Origin of the sequence: Candidatus Nitronauta litoralis (genome assembly GCA_015698285.1) — a bacterium.
GTDB lineage: Bacteria > Nitrospinota > Nitrospinia > Nitrospinales > Nitrospinaceae > Nitronauta > Nitronauta litoralis.
This window is the reverse complement of the sequence record CP048685.1, coordinates 1,893,152-1,911,027: the sequence shown is the minus strand read 5'-3', so window position 1 is coordinate 1,911,027 and position 17,876 is coordinate 1,893,152. Positions and strand designations below refer to the sequence as shown.

16 protein-coding genes are annotated in these 17,876 nt (G+C 50.7%); 11 read left to right on the top strand and 5 right to left on the bottom strand.

Features of this window, described 5'->3' with window-relative positions; genetic code table 11:
• Positions 1-338 precede the first annotated feature (338 nt).
• The 5 genes from G3M70_08820 to mqnC all read left to right on the top strand — a co-directional run bounded on the left by G3M70_08820 (position 339) and on the right by mqnC (position 4,470).
• The gene (locus G3M70_08820) at positions 339-1,394 is read left to right on the top strand and encodes a hypothetical protein (protein ID QPJ61970.1); all 1,056 of its coding nucleotides are present in this window, start codon (positions 339-341) and stop codon (positions 1,392-1,394) included.
• A gap of 300 nt (positions 1,395-1,694) precedes the next feature.
• The gene (locus tag G3M70_08815; GenBank protein QPJ61969.1) at positions 1,695-2,519 is read left to right on the top strand and encodes a ferritin-like domain-containing protein; all 825 of its coding nucleotides are present in this window, start codon (positions 1,695-1,697) and stop codon (positions 2,517-2,519) included.
• A gap of 110 nt (positions 2,520-2,629) precedes the next feature.
• Positions 2,630-2,980, top strand: a complete 351-nt coding sequence (locus tag G3M70_08810) for a peptidylprolyl isomerase (protein ID QPJ63765.1) — start codon at positions 2,630-2,632, stop codon at positions 2,978-2,980.
• A gap of 1 nt (position 2,981) precedes the next feature.
• Complete coding sequence (locus G3M70_08805) at positions 2,982-3,368, top strand: hypothetical protein (protein QPJ61968.1); 387 nt, start codon at positions 2,982-2,984, stop codon at positions 3,366-3,368.
• Between the two features lie 25 nt (positions 3,369-3,393).
• Entirely contained in the window at positions 3,394-4,470 is a 1,077-nt protein-coding gene (gene mqnC / locus G3M70_08800; protein QPJ61967.1) for a dehypoxanthine futalosine cyclase, read from the top strand.
• Positions 4,471-4,713: 243 nt separating this feature from the next.
• Here mqnC and G3M70_08795 read toward each other — a convergent pair whose 3' ends face one another.
• From G3M70_08795 to G3M70_08775, 5 genes are all read right to left on the bottom strand, one after another.
• Positions 4,714-5,775: an AI-2E family transporter gene (locus G3M70_08795; protein ID QPJ61966.1), complete on the bottom strand. Its 1,062-nt coding sequence runs from the start codon at positions 5,773-5,775 to the stop codon at positions 4,714-4,716.
• A 52-nt stretch (positions 5,776-5,827) separates the two neighbouring features.
• Positions 5,828-6,865, bottom strand: a complete 1,038-nt coding sequence (locus G3M70_08790; GenBank protein ID QPJ61965.1) for a hypothetical protein — start codon at positions 6,863-6,865, stop codon at positions 5,828-5,830.
• Positions 6,855-7,598, bottom strand: coding sequence for an rRNA pseudouridine synthase (locus tag G3M70_08785; protein ID QPJ61964.1), 744 nt, complete (start codon positions 7,596-7,598; stop codon positions 6,855-6,857). The genes G3M70_08790 and G3M70_08785 overlap by 11 nt, the downstream gene beginning before the upstream one ends.
• 8 nt (positions 7,599-7,606) lie before the next feature.
• Positions 7,607-8,245, bottom strand: a complete 639-nt coding sequence (gene scpB / locus G3M70_08780; protein QPJ61963.1) for an SMC-Scp complex subunit ScpB — start codon at positions 8,243-8,245, stop codon at positions 7,607-7,609.
• A gap of 61 nt (positions 8,246-8,306) precedes the next feature.
• The gene (locus G3M70_08775) at positions 8,307-9,473 is read right to left on the bottom strand and encodes a 2'-deoxycytidine 5'-triphosphate deaminase (GenBank protein QPJ61962.1); all 1,167 of its coding nucleotides are present in this window, start codon (positions 9,471-9,473) and stop codon (positions 8,307-8,309) included.
• Positions 9,474-9,632: 159 nt separating this feature from the next.
• On the opposite strand from G3M70_08775, the gene G3M70_08770 reads away from it, so the two are divergent.
• From G3M70_08770 to G3M70_08745, 6 genes are all read left to right on the top strand, one after another.
• On the top strand, positions 9,633-9,881 hold the full coding sequence (locus G3M70_08770; GenBank protein ID QPJ61961.1) for a zinc ribbon domain-containing protein: 249 nt from the start codon (positions 9,633-9,635) through the stop codon (positions 9,879-9,881).
• A 189-nt stretch (positions 9,882-10,070) separates the two neighbouring features.
• Positions 10,071-12,080 carry a tetratricopeptide repeat protein gene (locus G3M70_08765; GenBank protein QPJ61960.1) on the top strand — a complete coding sequence of 670 codons (2,010 nt, stop codon included), beginning with the start codon at positions 10,071-10,073 and terminating at the stop codon, positions 12,078-12,080.
• 139 nt (positions 12,081-12,219) lie between these two features.
• Complete coding sequence (locus tag G3M70_08760; protein QPJ61959.1) at positions 12,220-13,656, top strand: cysteine--tRNA ligase; 1,437 nt, start codon at positions 12,220-12,222, stop codon at positions 13,654-13,656.
• The gene (locus G3M70_08755; GenBank protein QPJ61958.1) at positions 13,653-15,194 is read left to right on the top strand and encodes a DUF2851 family protein; all 1,542 of its coding nucleotides are present in this window, start codon (positions 13,653-13,655) and stop codon (positions 15,192-15,194) included. The genes G3M70_08760 and G3M70_08755 overlap by 4 nt, the downstream gene beginning before the upstream one ends.
• A 23-nt stretch (positions 15,195-15,217) precedes the next feature.
• Positions 15,218-16,021, top strand: a complete 804-nt coding sequence (locus tag G3M70_08750) for a sulfate adenylyltransferase subunit 2 (GenBank protein ID QPJ61957.1) — start codon at positions 15,218-15,220, stop codon at positions 16,019-16,021.
• Positions 16,021-17,850 carry an adenylyl-sulfate kinase gene (locus G3M70_08745; protein ID QPJ61956.1) on the top strand — a complete coding sequence of 610 codons (1,830 nt, stop codon included), beginning with the start codon at positions 16,021-16,023 and terminating at the stop codon, positions 17,848-17,850. The genes G3M70_08750 and G3M70_08745 overlap by 1 nt, the downstream gene beginning before the upstream one ends.
• Positions 17,851-17,876: the final 26 nt, after the last annotated feature.

The window sequence follows — 17,876 nt, the reverse complement described above, 5'->3', positions numbered from 1 at the left end:
ATATCTCTTCCCTTTGGCTATTCCCAGGATAAAACCTGAACCACGCTTTAAGATCTGGTTTTTCAGGTTTTGCAATGACCTCTTCGCAAGAAGAAAATTAAATTCTTAACGATTTTTGATAGCGAAGTCCAAAAAATACCAGGCTGCCTTCTCTCTTTGATTTTCAATTGTTTCCCTAACCTTAAGACTCATCATCACTTTAATTTTCCAAAGTCATCCTTGACAGAATATCCCCATCCACTAATACTCTCGATAGAAATTTCCAGAGGAAGATTATTTTTTGTCCATAGGGGCAAAACTACTACCTACAGTTTGTTCAATATTGGGAGGGGATCCAAATGAAAAAACTATTTCGTTTAAGTACCATTCTATTGTTTTCATTTTTATTGGCCTTGCCTGCACAAGCCCAAACTCTTGAGGAACGAGTGACCGCACTGGAAGGTCAGATGGCAAATGTCGAGTTGCTATCAACCCAATTGTTCCAACTGTTCTCGGCCTTACAGCCGGATATCACCGCTATCCTCAATGCACTGTCTGCTCAGGCATTGGACGTTGCGACTCTGCAAGCGGATATGGGTGAATTGCAATCCCGTCTCAATGGTGTTTCACGGACCGGCGATACGTTGCTCTTAACCGACATGAACCTGCAGGTGGTCTCCGGTTCCGGCGCTACCGATGCGCCAGTGAATGGAAAAGGAAATGTCATTATTGGATACAATGAAGATATTTTTGCCTATGAGGGGGGCGGACTTCCGGCGAGTGACAAAACCGGCTCCCACAATTTGATTGTTGGTAAAGGACTGAACTACACCAGTTTCGGCTCAATCGCTGCCGGTCTCAACAACATTGCCGGTGCCGATTACACCGCCGCCACTGGAGGCAACCGGAACAAGGCGACCGCGAATTTTGCCACGGTCACCGGTGGTGTTCTCAACACAGCCTCCGGAGATTCCTCCAGTGTCAGCGGAGGATTGGGTAACACTGCTTCGGGCAGTTCTTCCAGTATCACTGGTGGTGAAAACAACACGGCTACAGATTTAATCTCAAGTGTAAATGGTGGAGAGAACAACGTAGCTTCCGGTCCCAGGTCCAATGTTAGCGGGGGGCAGAACAACACCGCATCTGGAATCATGTCCAGTGTTAGTGGTGGGCAAGGCAACGAGGCTTCCGGTTTACAATCCAGCATCAGTGGTGGACGAAACAATATCGCCTCCGCCAATCGATCCAGTGTCAGTGGTGGAGATCTAAATAGGGCTTCGGGTGGTTCTGCCACCGTCAGTGGTGGACAGAGTAACGAGGCTTCTGGTTCATTTTCTACCGTGGGAGGCGGAGTGAGCCGAGATGCTACTGGCCATAACGACTGGGCTGCCGGTAGCTTGTTTGAAGATTTTTAATGCACTTGATTTAAATTAAATAGTATCGCAATGGAGGGGAGGTGTTAAATGCGCCTCCCTCGTTTTTTAAATCCGTTTTGATTCAAATGCAGGTTACAAATCACCCTGCTTCGCGTCCCTCTTCTAAAAGAGGGAATATTAAGCGCATCGCAAAATATTTCCCCATAGCTGACCGCAAACCCCGTTCGCCGTAGGCGCAGGACCGGCGAGGAGCAGTCAGTCGCCCCTTCGGCGAGGAGTTGACCAAAACTCGCTGAGTGTGTTAGAAATATTCCTTAACCCTTTCAGGATAAAGGCCTCATGACTATGGAAGCAGCGCCCATTCAATACGGCACAGAAGAGCATAAACAACTGTTCTGCCGCCAGTTCATCGACTCCCATAAACCGTTTGAACCGGAAGACCTGCCCTGGCCGGAACTCAGCCAGGAAGTGATCGACAAGCTCGCCGGTTTTCCCATCTGGGACTACGCAATCCATACCGAACGACAGGTGTTCAACAAACTGACGGCCTACGCAAAAGAAATAGAGGACCCGCTCCTGAAAGAGGCGATGGCCCTGCAGGCTTATGAAGAAGGCCGACACGCTGACATCCTGCGCTATTTCCTGAACCGTTACGGCATCCCGTTCAAGGAAATCCCGGACAAACGATTACCGTCCAATCTCGAGTGGTGTTTCATGACCACCGGCACCGGGGAATGCATCGATTCGTTTTTTGCTTTCGGTTTTATTCAGGTCTCCAAGTCCACTGAAGATTATCCTCTCGAACTGATCGAGGCGATGGAGCCGATTGTTCAGGAAGAAGCACGGCACATCCTGTTCATCCAGAACTGGCTTTACTACCAGCGTTACACCCGCTCCTTCCTGGTGCAGCCGTTTCATTTCCTGTTGACCATGTACGCGTTTCTGAATTCTGGAATCTCCCGGCTGATGGAAATGAAAGACCTCGGGGGTTCTGCCTTCACCGCACAGGCAACCCAGTACGAAAGCTCTTCCGGGCTCAATGCCAAGGGTTTTATTGAGCTGTGCCTCAAAGAAAATCGGCGGCGACTGGCCCCCTATGACAAACGACTGGCCCGGCCCAAGCTGATTCCCCGCGTGATGGGCATGGTGCGCCACGCTCTGTAATCGACCACCAACCCCGCATTGGCCTTGGTGATTTTCCCGGGTCGGGATACAATAAGTAATCACTGAATCCACAAAGGCACACCCGCCATTTCCAATAATTGCTTATGACCATGCGCTCTATTCGAGTGAGCCATATTCTGTTGACCACTGAAGACCTTGCGGTCACCATTCATGACTCCCTCAAAGAAACCGAAGACAATAAGGAACTCCTTTTCAGAATGTTTGGGAAACTGGCCGCCAAATACAGCGCCTGTGCCTCGCGCAACAAGGGCGGAGATATAGGCTTCATCGAATTCAACACCAACGCGCGTGAACTGGAAGAAGCGGCCATGGCCACACCTGTAGGCGTGATAGGCGGACCGATCCAAAGTAAATTTGGCTACCACGTTTTTCTCGTAACAGAAGAAGAAGAACTGGGTGATATGGGAATCGATGGCCTGCATACTGTAGGAATCAAATAACGTGGCGATCAACGGAATTCACCATGTTGCCTTGAATGTAAAAGATCTGGATCGTTCGGAAAAATTCTACACCGAGGTATTGGGTTTCAAGGTCACCCATCGATTTTCAACCGGATTGCGGCACTCCATGGTGTTTACCGGCAATTCGCACCTCGCCCTGTTTGAAACTCCCGAACTCGAAACAGGTCAGGCCATCGACAAACTCAGTGAAGACGGTTATCAGCACCTCGCATTCGGAACCAGTGCGGAAGCGTTCAAATCGGTCGTCGCCCGACTGAAAGAACAAGTTGCAGATGTAGAAGGTCCGGTTAAACGCGGTGAAGGCCAGTCGGTTTATTTCAACGACCCGGACGGCAACCACCTGGAAATCCATTTCGACGAAGCGTAATTATTTCCCTACCCAAACTCCTGATATGAATCACGAATCGATTTTACAAAAAGCCCTCGACGGCGAACGCATCAATGCAGATGAAGCGCGTGCCCTGTATGACTGCCAGGACATCACCCTGCTTGGAAACGTCGCTACCCGCCTGTACCGGAAACGTCTCGCCACGCAAGGCAAAACCATAACTTACATTGTCGACCGCAACATCAACTACACCAATGTGTGCGTGACGGATTGTTCGTTCTGCGCGTTCTACAGGAAGGCAGGCGACTCGGAAGCCTACGTGCTACCAAATGAAACCATTGGCGAAAAAATCAGGGAAGTTCAGGATCAGGGCGGCCTCCAGATCCTCCTGCAGGGCGGGCACAATGCCGATTTAAAAATCGATTACTACGAAAACCTGTTTCGCTTTATTAAAGAAAATTTTGGTATCCACCTGCATGCCCTGTCACCTCCGGAAATAGTTCACTTGAGCAAACTATCCCGTTTGTCTCTTAAAGATACGATTGCCAGATTGAAGGATGCAGGACTTGACTCGATTCCAGGAGGAGGTGCCGAAATCCTGGTCGATCGGGTTCGCGACATCATCAGCCCGAAAAAATGCACAACGGATCAGTGGCTGGATGTGATGGGAACCGCTCACGAACTGGGCCTCCCGACCACGGCAACCATGATGTTCGGTCATGTCGAAACTCTTGAAGACCGCGTCGAACATCTCATGCGCTTAAGGGATCAGCAGGACAAAACCGGCGGGTTCACGGCTTTCATCTGTTGGCCGTTCCAGTCCGGCAACACACCGCTGGCAAAAGACATCGGTCCGAAAAACACAACGGGCTGGGAATATTTAAAAACCCTGGCCATTGGTCGCATCGTTCTGGATAACATCGACAATCATCAATCGTCATGGGTCACACAGGGACCCAAGGTGGGTCAGATGGCGCTTTTCTTTGGAGCCAACGACATGGGTAGTACCATGTTTGAAGAAAACGTGGTGAGTGCTGCCGGGACAACCTACAATTTAAATGAAAAAGAAATCCGCAGGCTGATCGAAGATGGGGGCTTTGTGCCGCAACGGCGCAATATGCAATACGCTCACGTGACCTGAGCCAAATACTTTTCGCTTTGCGATAACGAATCTATTGGCTCTCGTCATTGCGAAGGGCTAAAGCGACGAAGCAATCCAGCCAGGTACTCGGAGGAAGATATTTTTCTGCCAACAAAAACTCTGGATCTACCCCTTCGGGGCACTATATCTTAAGGGAAATACCTCGGCCACGCTGATTCTGGTCGCTCGCGATGACGGAATCCCAAACATTGGTCAATTTTTTTTCGAGTTTTGCCAGAGTCTCTAACGGAACAAAGTGGATTTTTTATATTCTTTGATCGTCCGCCTGCGCAACACATTCAACACCGCAGCCGCAGGAACACCAAGCAGTACCCCGACAAAACCAAACAACTCGCCCCCAACCAGAACTGCCAGCATAATCACCACCGGATGCAGTCCAATCTTGTCTCCCACCACGCGCGGGGTGATCACCATGCCTTCCAACATCTGTACCAGTCCAAAGACAATCACAACTCCCAGTAACGACATCACGTCATGATGTTGCAACAACGTCAGAATTGCAGCCGGCACAAAACCACAGATCAATCCGAGGTAAGGCACCAGATTGGCGTAACCCGCCAGCGGACCAATAAACAAGCTCATCGGTGTATCGCAGAGAAATAATCCGAGCGTGTACAACCCGGACATGAGAGTCGCAACCATCAACTGACCGCGTACAAATCCTGATAGAACTTCATCGATTTCTTTTACGATTCCAACTGTCTCTCTTCTATATTTGGGAGGAATGAGCTGTACCAGCTTGCGATTGATGCCGTCGAAATCGCGAAGCAGGTAAAACATCGCCACCGGAATGATAAGGATATTGACCAGCATCAGGATAATGCCCATCAGGCCAGACAGAGAACTCCAAAGCATCTCTGTAGCAGACCCCAACGCGGTGAGTGGCACAGTGCCCAGCTTTTCAAAAATTTCTTTCAGGTGCGTTTTGATTTTTGCGGGTTCGATCAACGATATCTGGTCAAGAATCGGTTGCAACCAGGCCATGATCTTCCCCATGTAATCTGGAAGATTGGCGGCAAGGTGTTCCACCTGAATACGGAGCAGAGGAATCAGAACGATGAGGGCAATCACCACCAACAGAAAAAACGAGGCAATTATTGTGGAAACCGACAAGGTGCGCGACAGTTTCCAGCGCTCCAGCTTGTCAGCGAGGGGATCCAGCAGATAAGCGAGAGCAAACGCAATGGCAAAAGGGGTGAGCACATTGCGCGCAAGGTAGAGCGCCACTAAAGAAACGGCGAGGGCTGCGAACAGAAAATACCGGAAACGTTTATCCTCTTTCAATCAAACTGCCTCCGACAAGAAATTTACTGCTGGTTTCATTATAAGGGAGTCCTCATAAATCCTCCATGAGTCCCGGCTTTTTTGGAAGCGGTGCTGCAGGTTTGGGGGGCGGCGTGGGTACGACTTTCGGTGACTCTCCCTGCATAGCTGGAGCCGCCTGTTTCTCCTGAGGTTGCCAGTAACGCTTGATTGTAGATTCCAGAAAATCCCCCATCTTTTCCCCGACAATTTCAAACGCCTGCAGTTCCCCGTTGACCGGATCAACCGCCCGCGCCGAGGCAAAATCACTTTTGGCGGCGATAACTTTGGAATCGATCACGGAAACTACCTTCACACTGAGGTTTGCCTGTACGTTGACGGGTCCTTTGGCAGAACCTGCCCGGCTGGTCGAAGCAGCATTACCAACAATGACGATTCCTGCACCGGCCTTGAGCCCGATGTCGACTGCAGCGGTTACATCCCCACGGGCAGCAAACCGCACCCTGTCTTCCGACACGGTATTGGCCACTCGGTCGCGCCGGATCACATGAATGCCTCCACTCATCAGGTTTTGAGCGAGGGAAATTTCTGACATGGGGACATAATCCCAGAACCTTCCGGTTGGGCGCGCCGTAAAACTACGCTCCAGGATGAGAACCACCACGGCCTTCTGATTAACAGCAGAAGAAACCAGTCCGGCAGAATTGAGGGCCTTATTGAGGGCGTCTGTCCACAAAACCACTTCCAACCGCACACGGGACTCCCCTTCCAGGTCATCATCCACGGATTCCAGAAAACGGTAGGACTTCACATACTTCTGGGGAGAAGACAGAATCTTTTTCACCTGGGGGCGCGACTGCACCCTGGTCTCTTTACCAAGAAGGTCTTCCAGCGCCTGCAAAACGGCACCCCGCAGAGCCCTCCACACGGCACTTTTTCTTGCCTTCACATAATTCGCTTTTTTTGCAGGGGCTTTACCCTCAGACTCGTATGTGGTGAGAACGCCCAGTTGGGCATTTGATTGAGCCGGGCAGACAAGAAAGCACAACAAGACTACTATTAAAAAGGGCAGCCGTATAATCAGGCGGGCTTGCATTAAATCAGGCCACATCCGTTTTTCTGGCAGGACGAACCAGGCGACGCAGGGATTTCAACTCCCGGTCAGTTAAAAACCGGAACGCTCCCGAGGGAAGGCGCGCAAGGCTGAGTCCGCCAAAATGGGTGCGGCTCAGTTTCACTACCGGGTGACCCACAGTTTCGCAGACACGTTTGATGTGCCTGTACTTGCCTTCGGTCAGGGTCACGATGAGAAAACAATTGCGACCGGTACTACGTTCGACTTTCACCTGCATCGGACCGGTCTTGACCCCATCCAGGCTAACCCCCCGGCGCAGGCGGTTGAGATCTTTTTCATCCGGGATTCCCCGGACCTTGACCTTGTAAATCCGCTCTACACCACCCTTTGGGTCCAGCAATTTCTTTGAAAGCGCTCCGTCGTTGGTCAGGAGTAACAAGCCTTCCGTATTGAAATCGAGGCGGCCCACCGGGAATACCCTGAAAGGAAGCTTTTCAAAATAATCCATAACCGTTGCCCGCGCCCGGTCATCGCGGACCGTGGTGAGACAGCCTTTTGGTTTATTGAACATCAAATAAACCTTTTCCTCCGGCTTTGGGAGCAACTTTCCCTTTACCCTGATCTGGTCTTTTTCAGGGTCTGCGGTTGTGCCCAGCTTTTTTACAACATGCCGGTTCACAGTCACCTTGCCTTCTTCAATCCATCCTTCGGCTTCGCGACGCGAGCCCAGGCCGGCCTCGGCAATAATTTTTTGGAGACGTATCTTCATGGAATCTATCAGGAATCTTCAGTCGTGGGAGCCTCTGCGGTGGGCGCTTCCCCCTGTTCGCCGCCGTTTTGATCGGCAGCCGCAAATTCAATTTCGGTTTGCTCTGGCCCTGCTTCGCCTTCAATTTCGCCTTCGCCGAAATCCTCAAGGGTGGGAAGTTCGCTTAAATCACGCAGGCCAAAGTAGTCGAGGAACTTCTGGGTGGTGCGGTACATATAAGGCTTACCCGGAACATCTTTTCGCCCTGCCGGAGCCACAATTTTTTTCTCGAGCAGGGTCCGGAACACACCACCGGAATCCACTCCTCTTATTTCATCGACCTCGGCGCGCGTGAGCGGTTGCTTATAGGCGACAATGGAAAGAGTATCCAGAGCCGGTTGTGACAGGCGAAATGTTTTATCGAGCTTGAGGTATTTCCGCACCCACTCGGCATATTCCGGCCGGGTACACAGTTGAAACCCGTCGGCGACCTCTATGACCTGGAGAGGCTTGTCAGCAAAATCTTCCTGCAGCTCTTCCAGCAACCCGCGCAGTTCGTTTTTATCGCCGCCTCCCAAAAGGGTCTGGGCAAGAGACTCCGGTGAAACCGGTTGATCCGACGCGAGGAGCAGATTTTCAATTATAGCTTTGAGTTCGGTTCTTTCCATGAAGTGTGAGCCTGTTTCTTTTCAATTATAGTCAGGATAACAAATTATTCCCAAACCGGATCTAACTTTTAAAGTATTTACTCAGCTTGAGTTGCTGCGACTGGTAATTCGATGCGATTTCCTGCCCGTATGCCCTCGCTGGCTGCTCAATCATTTTTTCAAATTTAAGGCGGCAGAATGTCTGACCGTGCTCAATCATGAAGGGAACATCGTGCGGCCTCACTTCCATCACAGCGTGGGCTCCCTGGTTCATTGGCTCTTCCGTTCCATTCCAGCCAAACCCTGGATCGAAAAAACCAGCGTAGTGAGTTCTAAGTTCGCCACTGTTGGGTTCGTAAGCCACCATCTCACCCAGCAGGTGCGGCCAGATGCAGATTTTCTCCTTCGACATCATGATGTAAAAACTCTCGGGCTCCAGCACGATCCTTTTCTTGCGTTTACTGGTTAAATATACCGGTTCCCAGAAATCCTGTGGATCGTAATGATTCTTCTTGGACAAGTCTATAAAACTGCTGTTGGTCTTCGCCTTGTACGCCACGATGTCTTTGTCATCACTCCCCATCAGGTCAACACCAACATACAAGCCGCCCTGTACTTTGACATCTTTAAAGGGAACAGCAAATCCACTTCGATCAAACAGGATAGGAAATTTCCGGTAATCAGGCTCCAGGCTTTGTTTGCCCATGGTGGTGGGCGGCCCCTGGGCAATACGTAATTGATTGAGGCACAGATTCTCCTTCACCTTGACCGGGAAGGAACGGGTGATGACTTCCAGGTACATTTTCCCCTTATAGCCCCTGGGGATCTCATCAAACCGGTGTCCCTTGTCCACGATAACACGGGTGAACATATCCAACCTGCCTGTGGAACTTTTCGGGTTGGTATAACCATAAAGGTTTTTGGGGAAATTCAATTCCTCCTTGAGCGGAATCAGGTAAATCCCGCCGCGTTCCAGAAAACCGGAATCCTTATTATTCGAACGTAGATCAACCTCATACAGCTTCAGGTCCTTCAGCTTTTGCTCAACGGACTCATTCTCGGGCAGGAAGCTGCTCAGGATGCGGTAAGCCTTCGACCCAAGGCGCAGGTCCAGACTTACCGGCTGTAATTGGGCGGGCGTAATTTTATCGTTTGAGCTGATAATCCCGTTCTGACAGGCTTTCTTGATATACTGATAGGGTAAATAGCCGGATTGCCCCTTAATCGCGTCCAAAAATGAATCTTTCATGAGGGTTTTGAGACCGTAGCGTTTGAAATTGGGTAAAAGTGGGTTCCGGGGCGCGGGACAGGCTGGAAAATCCCATTGACAGGCTGTTCGAAGCTATGATTAAATCCTATTATTCAAAAGTTTGCAACCCAAGATTTTACCAGCACTTGTGGAATCCCCATGCCCCTGTACGAATACCATTGCGATGATTGCCAGGCCGATTTCACCCTGTTGCAATCTCTAAGCACGAATAAAGATGAAACCACCTGCGAACACTGCGGATCCAGCGCGGTCAAACCGCAGTTATCCTCCTGTGTGGGCAAGGTGCAGGGTGTCCCCAGAAAAGGGGTGAAACCTGCCACGGCGGACGATTATCCAGATAAAGAAATCTTCAAACTTCCCAGACCCCGTCATATTTCGGAATATTAGTTCGCTCTCCACAATCTATAGGGGGATCGGCGCAAAACCAAAGGGAAACAGTTTGGGGTGCATTCATTAGTAATTTACCAAGCCAATAATCGGAACCTCCAGCCACCGCGACCAATATGTCCAAAGTGGTGCTTAACCCAAAAAACAATCGGGTCTTCATAAATTTTTAACAACGGTCATTAAAAACACATGGGAAAAAACACTTCTTCCAAACGCAAAAAACCTTCATCAAGCTGGACCAAAGCCCTTTTCGGCCTGGTAGCACTAGCCGCCCTTTTCGGAGCTGGAATCCTTTTTTCCGAACAGGAAAGCAAAATGATTCCCTACGACCAGTACAAGGAATCGCGGATCAAAAAAGCTTCCCAGACAATCGCGGACAAGAATGATTCTTCCGGGGAACGTCCATTAGAGATCACTACGGAAGAGGAAACTTTGAGTGATCTCAAGAAAAAGCAGGAAGACCTGGAGCTCGCACAGCTCACTAATCAAAAAAAGCCGGGCACTGATCTGCCACGCAAAACTCTGGAACATATCTCCAAGGGAATGGGTCTCTCGGAACAAGGCAAGTATGAACTGGCTGAACTTGAGTTTGAAAAAGCAGCCGAGCTGAGCCCGAATTCATCAGAACTTTATGCCATCTGGGGCGCGGCCCACAGAATGCAGGGCAAATTTGAAGGAGCCAACAAACGCTTCGCCAGGGCCCACGAACTGGCACCAGACGATGAAGAAATCACCTTCAATTGGGGGATGACGCGGCTGCAGGAAAAAAACTCTGAAGAAGCGGTCAAACTGTTCAAGCAAACGATCGAACTCGATCCAAAACATTACATGGCCTACAACTACCTTGGGAAAAGCTATGGCCTGACCAAAGACTACAAAAACGAATCGGCCTCCTACAAAAAAGCTTTGGAATTAAAAGAGGATTTTGCCCAGGCCCATTTTAACCTGGCCGTGACGCTCAGTTTGATGAAAAAATTTGACGATGCCGGCCCCCATTTTGTCCGTGCCATTGAACTGGACAAGCAATTTGACAAGCCCTTCGTCAACCAGTTTCTGGTCGCCATGGGCCTGCGCAATGGCAAGGGCAAAAGGGATGACTTGAAAGTAGTTGAGAAGAACAAGAATAAGACCGGGGAAGAAAAAACCTCCGACAAGAAGGATGACAAAAAAGCTGATCACAAAGAGGCCCACGATAAAAAAGAGGAAGGCTCTGAAGGTTCTGACAAAAAGATTGTGAAACCGATCACCACCATTAAGGGTGTAGTGAAGATTAACGGCGAACCGGTGTCATCTCCAGGTCTGGTTATTCTGGAGTCAAAAAGTAAACTCAAAGTGCCCAAACAGGAAAAGCAGACATTAAAAATTTTCCAGCGTGGCTTGAACTTTGCCCCGAAAAACTCAGTGGTAATGGTGGGTTCTACAGTCGAATTTGTGAACGACGACACCGAAGTTCACAACATCTTTTCGAAATCACGCAACAACCAGTTCAACCTTGGCGCCATGGCCTCCGGAACATCGAAATCCATAACACTGGATCAACCGGGGCCCATCATCCTGCGCTGCAACCTGCACAAGGACATGGTCGGCACCCTGTTTGTTGTGCCCAATGGTTACTATTCCAAGCTGGATGAAAATGGGGCTTATGAATTCGACAAGGTCAAGAGTCAGGAGTACATCATGCAATTCTGGCATCCCCGACTGGCTCCTGAAGAAGTTAACAAAAACATGAAGAACGCCGCCCTGACCGGGGTCGACCACACGATGGATTTCGATATTACCAGTAAGTCCGACCCAGGTGAAATCCACGACATGGTGGACCAGACTGACTACAACCTGCTGGTTACAAGCATTGAACAGGAAATGGGACAGGCCATCAAGGACTGGAAAGCTGGAAAGAAATACCTTTCCCACAAGCGCATGCTTAAAGCGATCACCTATTACTTTGATGGAGGCGGACTCAAAGGGGCTATCGCGAAAAGTTTCAGTGTCAAGCGCAGTGACCACCTGGAAAAATCGCTGGACGAAATTCGCAAAATCATTGCGAATCGTAAAAAGGAACCGGATGAAGCCACTGAAGCCAAACTCCGGGGCCTGGCGAAACGTGCCGTCGCGCAACTTAAAAATAATGTGCAGGAACTGTATGCCCGTATAGCTCCAGAGAAAGCCGGGAAACCTGTGGGTGCCGGAGCGGGTGGCTGAGCCAGATCCACTTTAATTAATACAATAGAATTCAAGTTTTTGTGCTGTCACCCTGAGCTCAGTCGGAGGGTGGCAGCGCATTTTTGAAAACCCTGCCCCCTTTTTTGATCTTATTAATTTGGAGTCCTAATTTTACTTTATGGCCTTACGCATTTTTAATACCCAGACAGGACAAAAGGAACCGTTTCAACCGATCCGGGAAGACAAAGTTGGCATGTATGTTTGCGGGGTTACCGTGTACGACCTGTGCCACATCGGCCATGCCCGTTCCGCAATCGTGTTCGACACGATCTACCGGTACCTGAAATACAAAGGCTACCCGGTCACCTACGTCCGCAACTTCACCGACATCGACGACAAGATCATCAAACGTGCCAACGAAGAAGGCATCGGCTGGCAGGAAGTCACAGAAAAATACATCGCGGCATTTTATGAGGACATGGACCGCCTCAATATTTTAAGACCGGATGTCGAACCCAAGGCCACAGATCATATCCAGGAAATGCTCGACCTCATTAACGGTCTCATTGCAAAAGACCGTGCCTATGAAGTTGAGGGGGACGTCTATTTTGCGGTACGTGCTTTTCCTGAGTACGGCAAACTGTCCGGGAAAAATGTAGACGACCTTCGATCCGGCGCCCGCGTGGAGGTGGACGACCGCAAACGCGACCCGTTGGACTTCGCGCTCTGGAAAAAAAGCAAGGAAGGTGAGCCCTTTTGGGAAAGCCCCTGGGGATGTGGACGCCCGGGCTGGCACATCGAGTGCTCCGCCATGAGCGAAAAATACCTCGGCAACTATTTCGACATCCACGGTGGCGGCAAAGATCTCGTATTCCCGCACCACGAGAATGAAATTGCGCAATCCTGCGGCTGCTCCGGCGAACCGTTCGTCAAAACCTGGCTGCACAATGGATTCGTCAATATCAATCAGGAGAAGATGTCGAAATCGCTCGGCAACTTTTTCACCATCCGCGACCTGCTGGAAAAATTCCACCCGGAAGTCCTGCGCCTGTTCCTGTTGACCAACCACTACCGTGGCCCCATCGATTTCGCTGACTCCTATCTCGATGAAGCCATCAAAATGCTCGACCGGTTTTATGAACTTTACAGCTGGATGGAAGAAAACAGACAACTGGCCACTATACCGCCGACTCCTGACGCGGATGCAAAAATAAAGTCCCTGTTCGACGAAGCCATGGACGATGATTTCAATGCGGCAGCGGCATTGGGCCATATGAATGAAGAATTGCGCCGACTCAACAAACTGTGCAGTGAACTTCCTTCAGATTCCCAGGATTGGACCGCCTTCGACCGCGACGCAGCAGGACTTTTTGCGGTTGGGCAACTGGTCGGCCTGTTCCACCGTTCACCCGGCACTTATCGCGAAGAATCGCTGGCATTGAAAACAAGTGGGCAGGACCACGATACAGAAAAAATTGAAACGCTTGTTGAGGAACGCGAAGCCGCCCGCAAAGCCAAAAACTGGGCTGAAGCGGATCGCCTGCGAGACGAACTTGATGCCCTGGGCGTCGTTTTAAAAGATACTCCCAAAGGACCAACCTGGACCCTCAAATGACCGCCGCCGTTTTCACGGATATCTATCGGAAATTCACCGAAGTCTACCAGCGCACTCTGGTGGAAGAGGAAGACGCGCCGCAAATTCCAGAAAAGGTCCTCCGTTGCGTCTGGAACGACCAACTATTCAACACCCCCCACCTCCAATCCACACAGGGACACGCCATTGAAGTGGTGTCCTCCGGCCACTGGAATTTTGGCGCGGGTCCCGATTTTAAAAACGCCGTCATCCGGATTGACGGGCAAATCCAGGAGGGGGATGTCGAACTCCATATCTACGGATGTGACTGGAGAGCCCACGGACATTCTGAAAATAACGAGTACGATGATGTCATCCTGCACGTCTTCCTGTGGCAGGATCGGCGGGGCAGCAGCGGTTCCAGAAAAGATACTCCGTCCCAATCCCGGCCCCATATCGTCGAGCTGGAACTCAAAAAATACCTTAAAGACGGCCTTCTGAAACTGAATGAAGAACTGGATTTCGACAGCTATCCGCTGCTCAACCAGTTCAACACCGGGTTATGCCACGGCCCGCTTTCAAGGTTATCAAAGTCTCGCCTTGAAGAATTGCTCAGCAATGCCGGTGATGCACGGATTCAGAACAAGATGGACCGCTTCCACGACCGCATCATTTTGAATGGTTATGAGCAGACGTTTTATGAAGGAGTTGCCGAAGCACTGGGTTACCCCTCCAATAAATATCCATTTCGGGATCTCGCGGAGCGCGTCCCTTTCGCTGAACTGGTCAGGCTTGTTTCCAAAAAGGGGACACCCGCAGAAAAAGCACTGCCGCTACAGGCAGTATTGCTTGGAGTCTCCGGCCTGCTCGGAAACCGTATTCCCGAAACATCGGAGCTTGAGGGAGAAGGCCTTCTTTATGTTCAAAACGTGCAGAAACTCTGGAAGAAACACAAAAGACGATTTGTCGATCAGGTAATGGACGATCCAACCGCCTGGAAATTCGGTGGCATGCGTCCTGCCAACTTCCCCTATCGCCGGATCGCTGCCCTGGCCCATCTGGTGGTGAAACACAGCGGCTCCGGGCTGTTTCAGGATTTTGTTAGTTTCGTGAATACAATGGTTTCTATTTCCCAGGCCAAAGGTTATAATGAGCGCACCGGAAAGAAGGCCACCCAGTATTTTTTCCTTGAAGAAGACGATTTCTGGTCCCGTCACTACACAGTTGATGGGAAGAAACTTCAAGGAAATCAAAAGCTTATTGGCCCGGACCGGGCACGGGACATTTTTATCAATATTGCTGTTCCCATTTGCCTGATCTACGCCAGGGCCAGCCGGTCCCAACCCCTGGAGGCATTTCTGCACCGGGGGTTTTCCACGCAGTCTTCCCTGGCCGACAACCAGTGGCTGCGATTCATGAAGCGGTACATCCTGGGCGAGAAGCAACGCATGCTGGACATCCTGAAAAGTGACCGGCACACCCAGGGGCTGATGCAGGTCTATCAGGACTTCTGCACAAAAAACAACAACAATTGTCTGCGCTGCCGGTTTCCGGAAGTGGTGGACAAGTACTTTTCATAAAACAGACTTTCAAAAAAAATAAAATGGACCATTTAACCGAACTCGAAAATCAAAGTATTTACATTCTGCGCGAGGCCTATAAGAATTTTAAAAACCTCGCGATGCTCTGGTCGATTGGTAAAGACTCGACCGTCATGTTGTGGCTTGCCCGCAAGGCTTTCTATGGTCACGTGCCCATTCCGCTGGTGCACATCGATACCAGTTACAAGATCCCGCAAATGATCGAGTACCGGGACCGCATGGCCAAGGAGTGGAACCTGAACCTCATCGTTGGACAAAACAAGAAGGCCCTTGATGAAGGCATGAACCACGAAATGGGCCGCCTCGTCTGCTGTGAAGCACTCAAGACCAACGGACTGACCTCTGTAATGGAAGAGCATGAATTCACCGGTCTTATTCTCGGCATCCGTCGTGATGAAGAAGGCACGCGTGCGAAGGAGCGTTATTTCTCTCCGCGTGACAAAAACTTCGAATGGAATTTCAAGGACCAGCCACCGGAATTGTGGGATCAATTCAAAACCACGTTCGCGGATGGCACGCATATCCGCATCCACCCGCTGCTGCACTGGACCGAGTTGAATGTCTGGGAATACATCGGACGTGAAAAGATGCCGATCATCGACCTGTATTTTTCAAAAGAGGGCAAGCGGTACCGTTCACTCGGTTGCGCCCCGTGTACCGGGTCCATTGATTCAAACGCCAGTAATGTAGAGGAGATTATCGAGGAGCTGCGCAACAACACGTCGACCTCCGAGCGATCAGGCCGGGCACAGGACCAGGAAGATACCTACGCCATGCAGAAACTTCGCGCGAAAGGGTATATGTAATGCCCGAAAATAATGGTAGTTCTCCAGCTGGCAAGCTCATGCGGCTTGTCATCGTGGGTCATGTTGACCACGGCAAGTCAACCCTGGTAGGCCGTCTGCTTTCGGACACTGGAAGTCTTCCCGAGGGCAAACTCGAGTTCATTAAGGACATCTGCAACCAGCAGGGTAAAACTTTTGAATTCGCCTTTCTGCTCGACGCTCTGGAAGAAGAACAGGAGCAGGGCATCACCATCGACACCTCGCAGATCTTTTTTAAGACGAAGAAACGTCCTTACTGCATCATAGACGCACCCGGCCATAAAGAGTTTTTGAAAAACATGGTGACCGGGGCGGCCAGTGCAGAAGCGGCCTTGCTGCTCATCGATGCGAACGAAGGCGTGCAGGAACAATCGCGGCGACACGGCTATATCCTGCGTCTGCTGGGCCTAACTGAAGTCGCCGTTGTGGTCAACAAGATGGATCTTGTCGACTACAAACAGGATGTCTTCGACAAAATCAGGGAAGAGTACACCAACTTTCTTGGATCCCTTGATGTCAAGGCCAAGGATTTCATTCCCGTTTCCGCCAAGCTTGGCATCAACATCGCCAATCCTGCAAAAGACGAAATGCCCTGGTACGATGGCCCAACAGTACTCGAAATGGTGGACCGGTTCCCTGGCAAAGCAGCGCAGGTCAACCGCCCGTTTCGAATGCCGGTGCAGGACGTTTACAAGTTCGACCTCCGGCGCATCATCGCGGGCCGCGTGGAATCCGGCAAGGTCAAGGTGGGCGACGAAATCGTGTTCTCGCCTTCCAACAAACGCGGAACCATTAAATCGATTGAAGGCTGGAATGTTCCGGAACTCCCTCAATCCGCTGAAGCGGCAGACTCAACCGGCTTTACCCTGACAGAGCAGATCTTCGTCGAGCGCGGACAGATCGCCAGCCTGGTTGAAGAGTCCCCGATCGTCACGACCACGTTCGAAGCCAACGTGTTCTGGATGGGCAAGAATAAACTCGAAAAAGGCAAAACCTATTTTCTAAAACTGACCACACAAAACGTTGAATGCGAAGTTGAGGAATTCAAACGCGCTATCGACGCTTCAACCCTTGAAACTCTGGCCAATCAAGACTACATCAACCGCAACGACGTTGCAGAGCTTGTCTTGAAGACCCGGCAACCGGTAGCATTCGACCTGTTCGGTACAGTCGCCGAAACGGGACGCTTTGTTCTGGTCGACGAATACGATGTCTGCGGCGGCGGCATCATCACCCATTACACACCGATGACAGAAGTCGATCGGTTACGCGACGAAACCCGCTACCGCGATTCGCATTGGGTACAGGGCAGCGTCACTCCGGAAATGCGGGCGTACCGCAACGGGCACCGTCCGGCGCTCATCCTGTTCACCGGAAAACCCGGTGTCGGTAAAGCAGAGCTGGCGCATCGCCTTGAAGAAAAACTGTTCCACCAGAATTTTCAGAGCTACCTGCTTGACGGACGCAACATGCAACTCAGCGTTGCCGCCGATCTCACTCTGGATCAGGTGCGGCAGACGCATGAATCGGTTCGACGCTTCGGGGAAGTGGCCAAACTGTTCACCGATGCAGGACACGTGGTGATCTCCACGTCAAACGTCTTCAATCAGGAAGACCACTCATCGCTCGACCTGTTGGTCGCACCCAATCCTGTGATTGAAATCCAGGTCACCAACGATGCCGTTCCCAAGGGAGTGCCACAATTGGTGATGACCATTGATGAAGCCCGGCAGGTGGACAAGGCAGTGGACCGAATCGTCAATTACCTTAAGGATGAAAAAATTTTAGTCGGCCATAACTATTCAATTTAAAGAGAGTTATTGCAGGCTCTGGGTCG

What these genes read in the sequence shown, in the direction of transcription:
- G3M70_08820 (QPJ61970.1), top strand. Translation starts at nt 339, where the DNA reads ATGAAAAAACTATTTCGTTTAAGTACCATTCTATTGTTTTCATTTTTA.
- G3M70_08815 (QPJ61969.1), top strand. Translation starts at nt 1,695, where the DNA reads ATGACTATGGAAGCAGCGCCCATTCAATACGGCACAGAAGAGCATAAA.
- G3M70_08810 (QPJ63765.1), top strand. Translation starts at nt 2,630, where the DNA reads ATGCGCTCTATTCGAGTGAGCCATATTCTGTTGACCACTGAAGACCTT.
- mqnC (QPJ61967.1), top strand. Translation starts at nt 3,394, where the DNA reads ATGAATCACGAATCGATTTTACAAAAAGCCCTCGACGGCGAACGCATC.
- G3M70_08790 (QPJ61965.1), bottom strand. Translation starts at nt 6,865, where the DNA reads ATGTGGCCTGATTTAATGCAAGCCCGCCTGATTATACGGCTGCCCTTT.
- G3M70_08785 (QPJ61964.1), bottom strand. Translation starts at nt 7,598, where the DNA reads ATGAAGATACGTCTCCAAAAAATTATTGCCGAGGCCGGCCTGGGCTCG.
- scpB (QPJ61963.1), bottom strand. Translation starts at nt 8,245, where the DNA reads ATGGAAAGAACCGAACTCAAAGCTATAATTGAAAATCTGCTCCTCGCG.
- G3M70_08775 (QPJ61962.1), bottom strand. Translation starts at nt 9,473, where the DNA reads ATGAAAGATTCATTTTTGGACGCGATTAAGGGGCAATCCGGCTATTTA.
- G3M70_08770 (QPJ61961.1), top strand. Translation starts at nt 9,633, where the DNA reads ATGCCCCTGTACGAATACCATTGCGATGATTGCCAGGCCGATTTCACC.
- G3M70_08765 (QPJ61960.1), top strand. Translation starts at nt 10,071, where the DNA reads ATGGGAAAAAACACTTCTTCCAAACGCAAAAAACCTTCATCAAGCTGG.
- G3M70_08760 (QPJ61959.1), top strand. Translation starts at nt 12,220, where the DNA reads ATGGCCTTACGCATTTTTAATACCCAGACAGGACAAAAGGAACCGTTT.
- G3M70_08755 (QPJ61958.1), top strand. Translation starts at nt 13,653, where the DNA reads ATGACCGCCGCCGTTTTCACGGATATCTATCGGAAATTCACCGAAGTC.
- G3M70_08750 (QPJ61957.1), top strand. Translation starts at nt 15,218, where the DNA reads ATGGACCATTTAACCGAACTCGAAAATCAAAGTATTTACATTCTGCGC.
- G3M70_08745 (QPJ61956.1), top strand. Translation starts at nt 16,021, where the DNA reads ATGCCCGAAAATAATGGTAGTTCTCCAGCTGGCAAGCTCATGCGGCTT.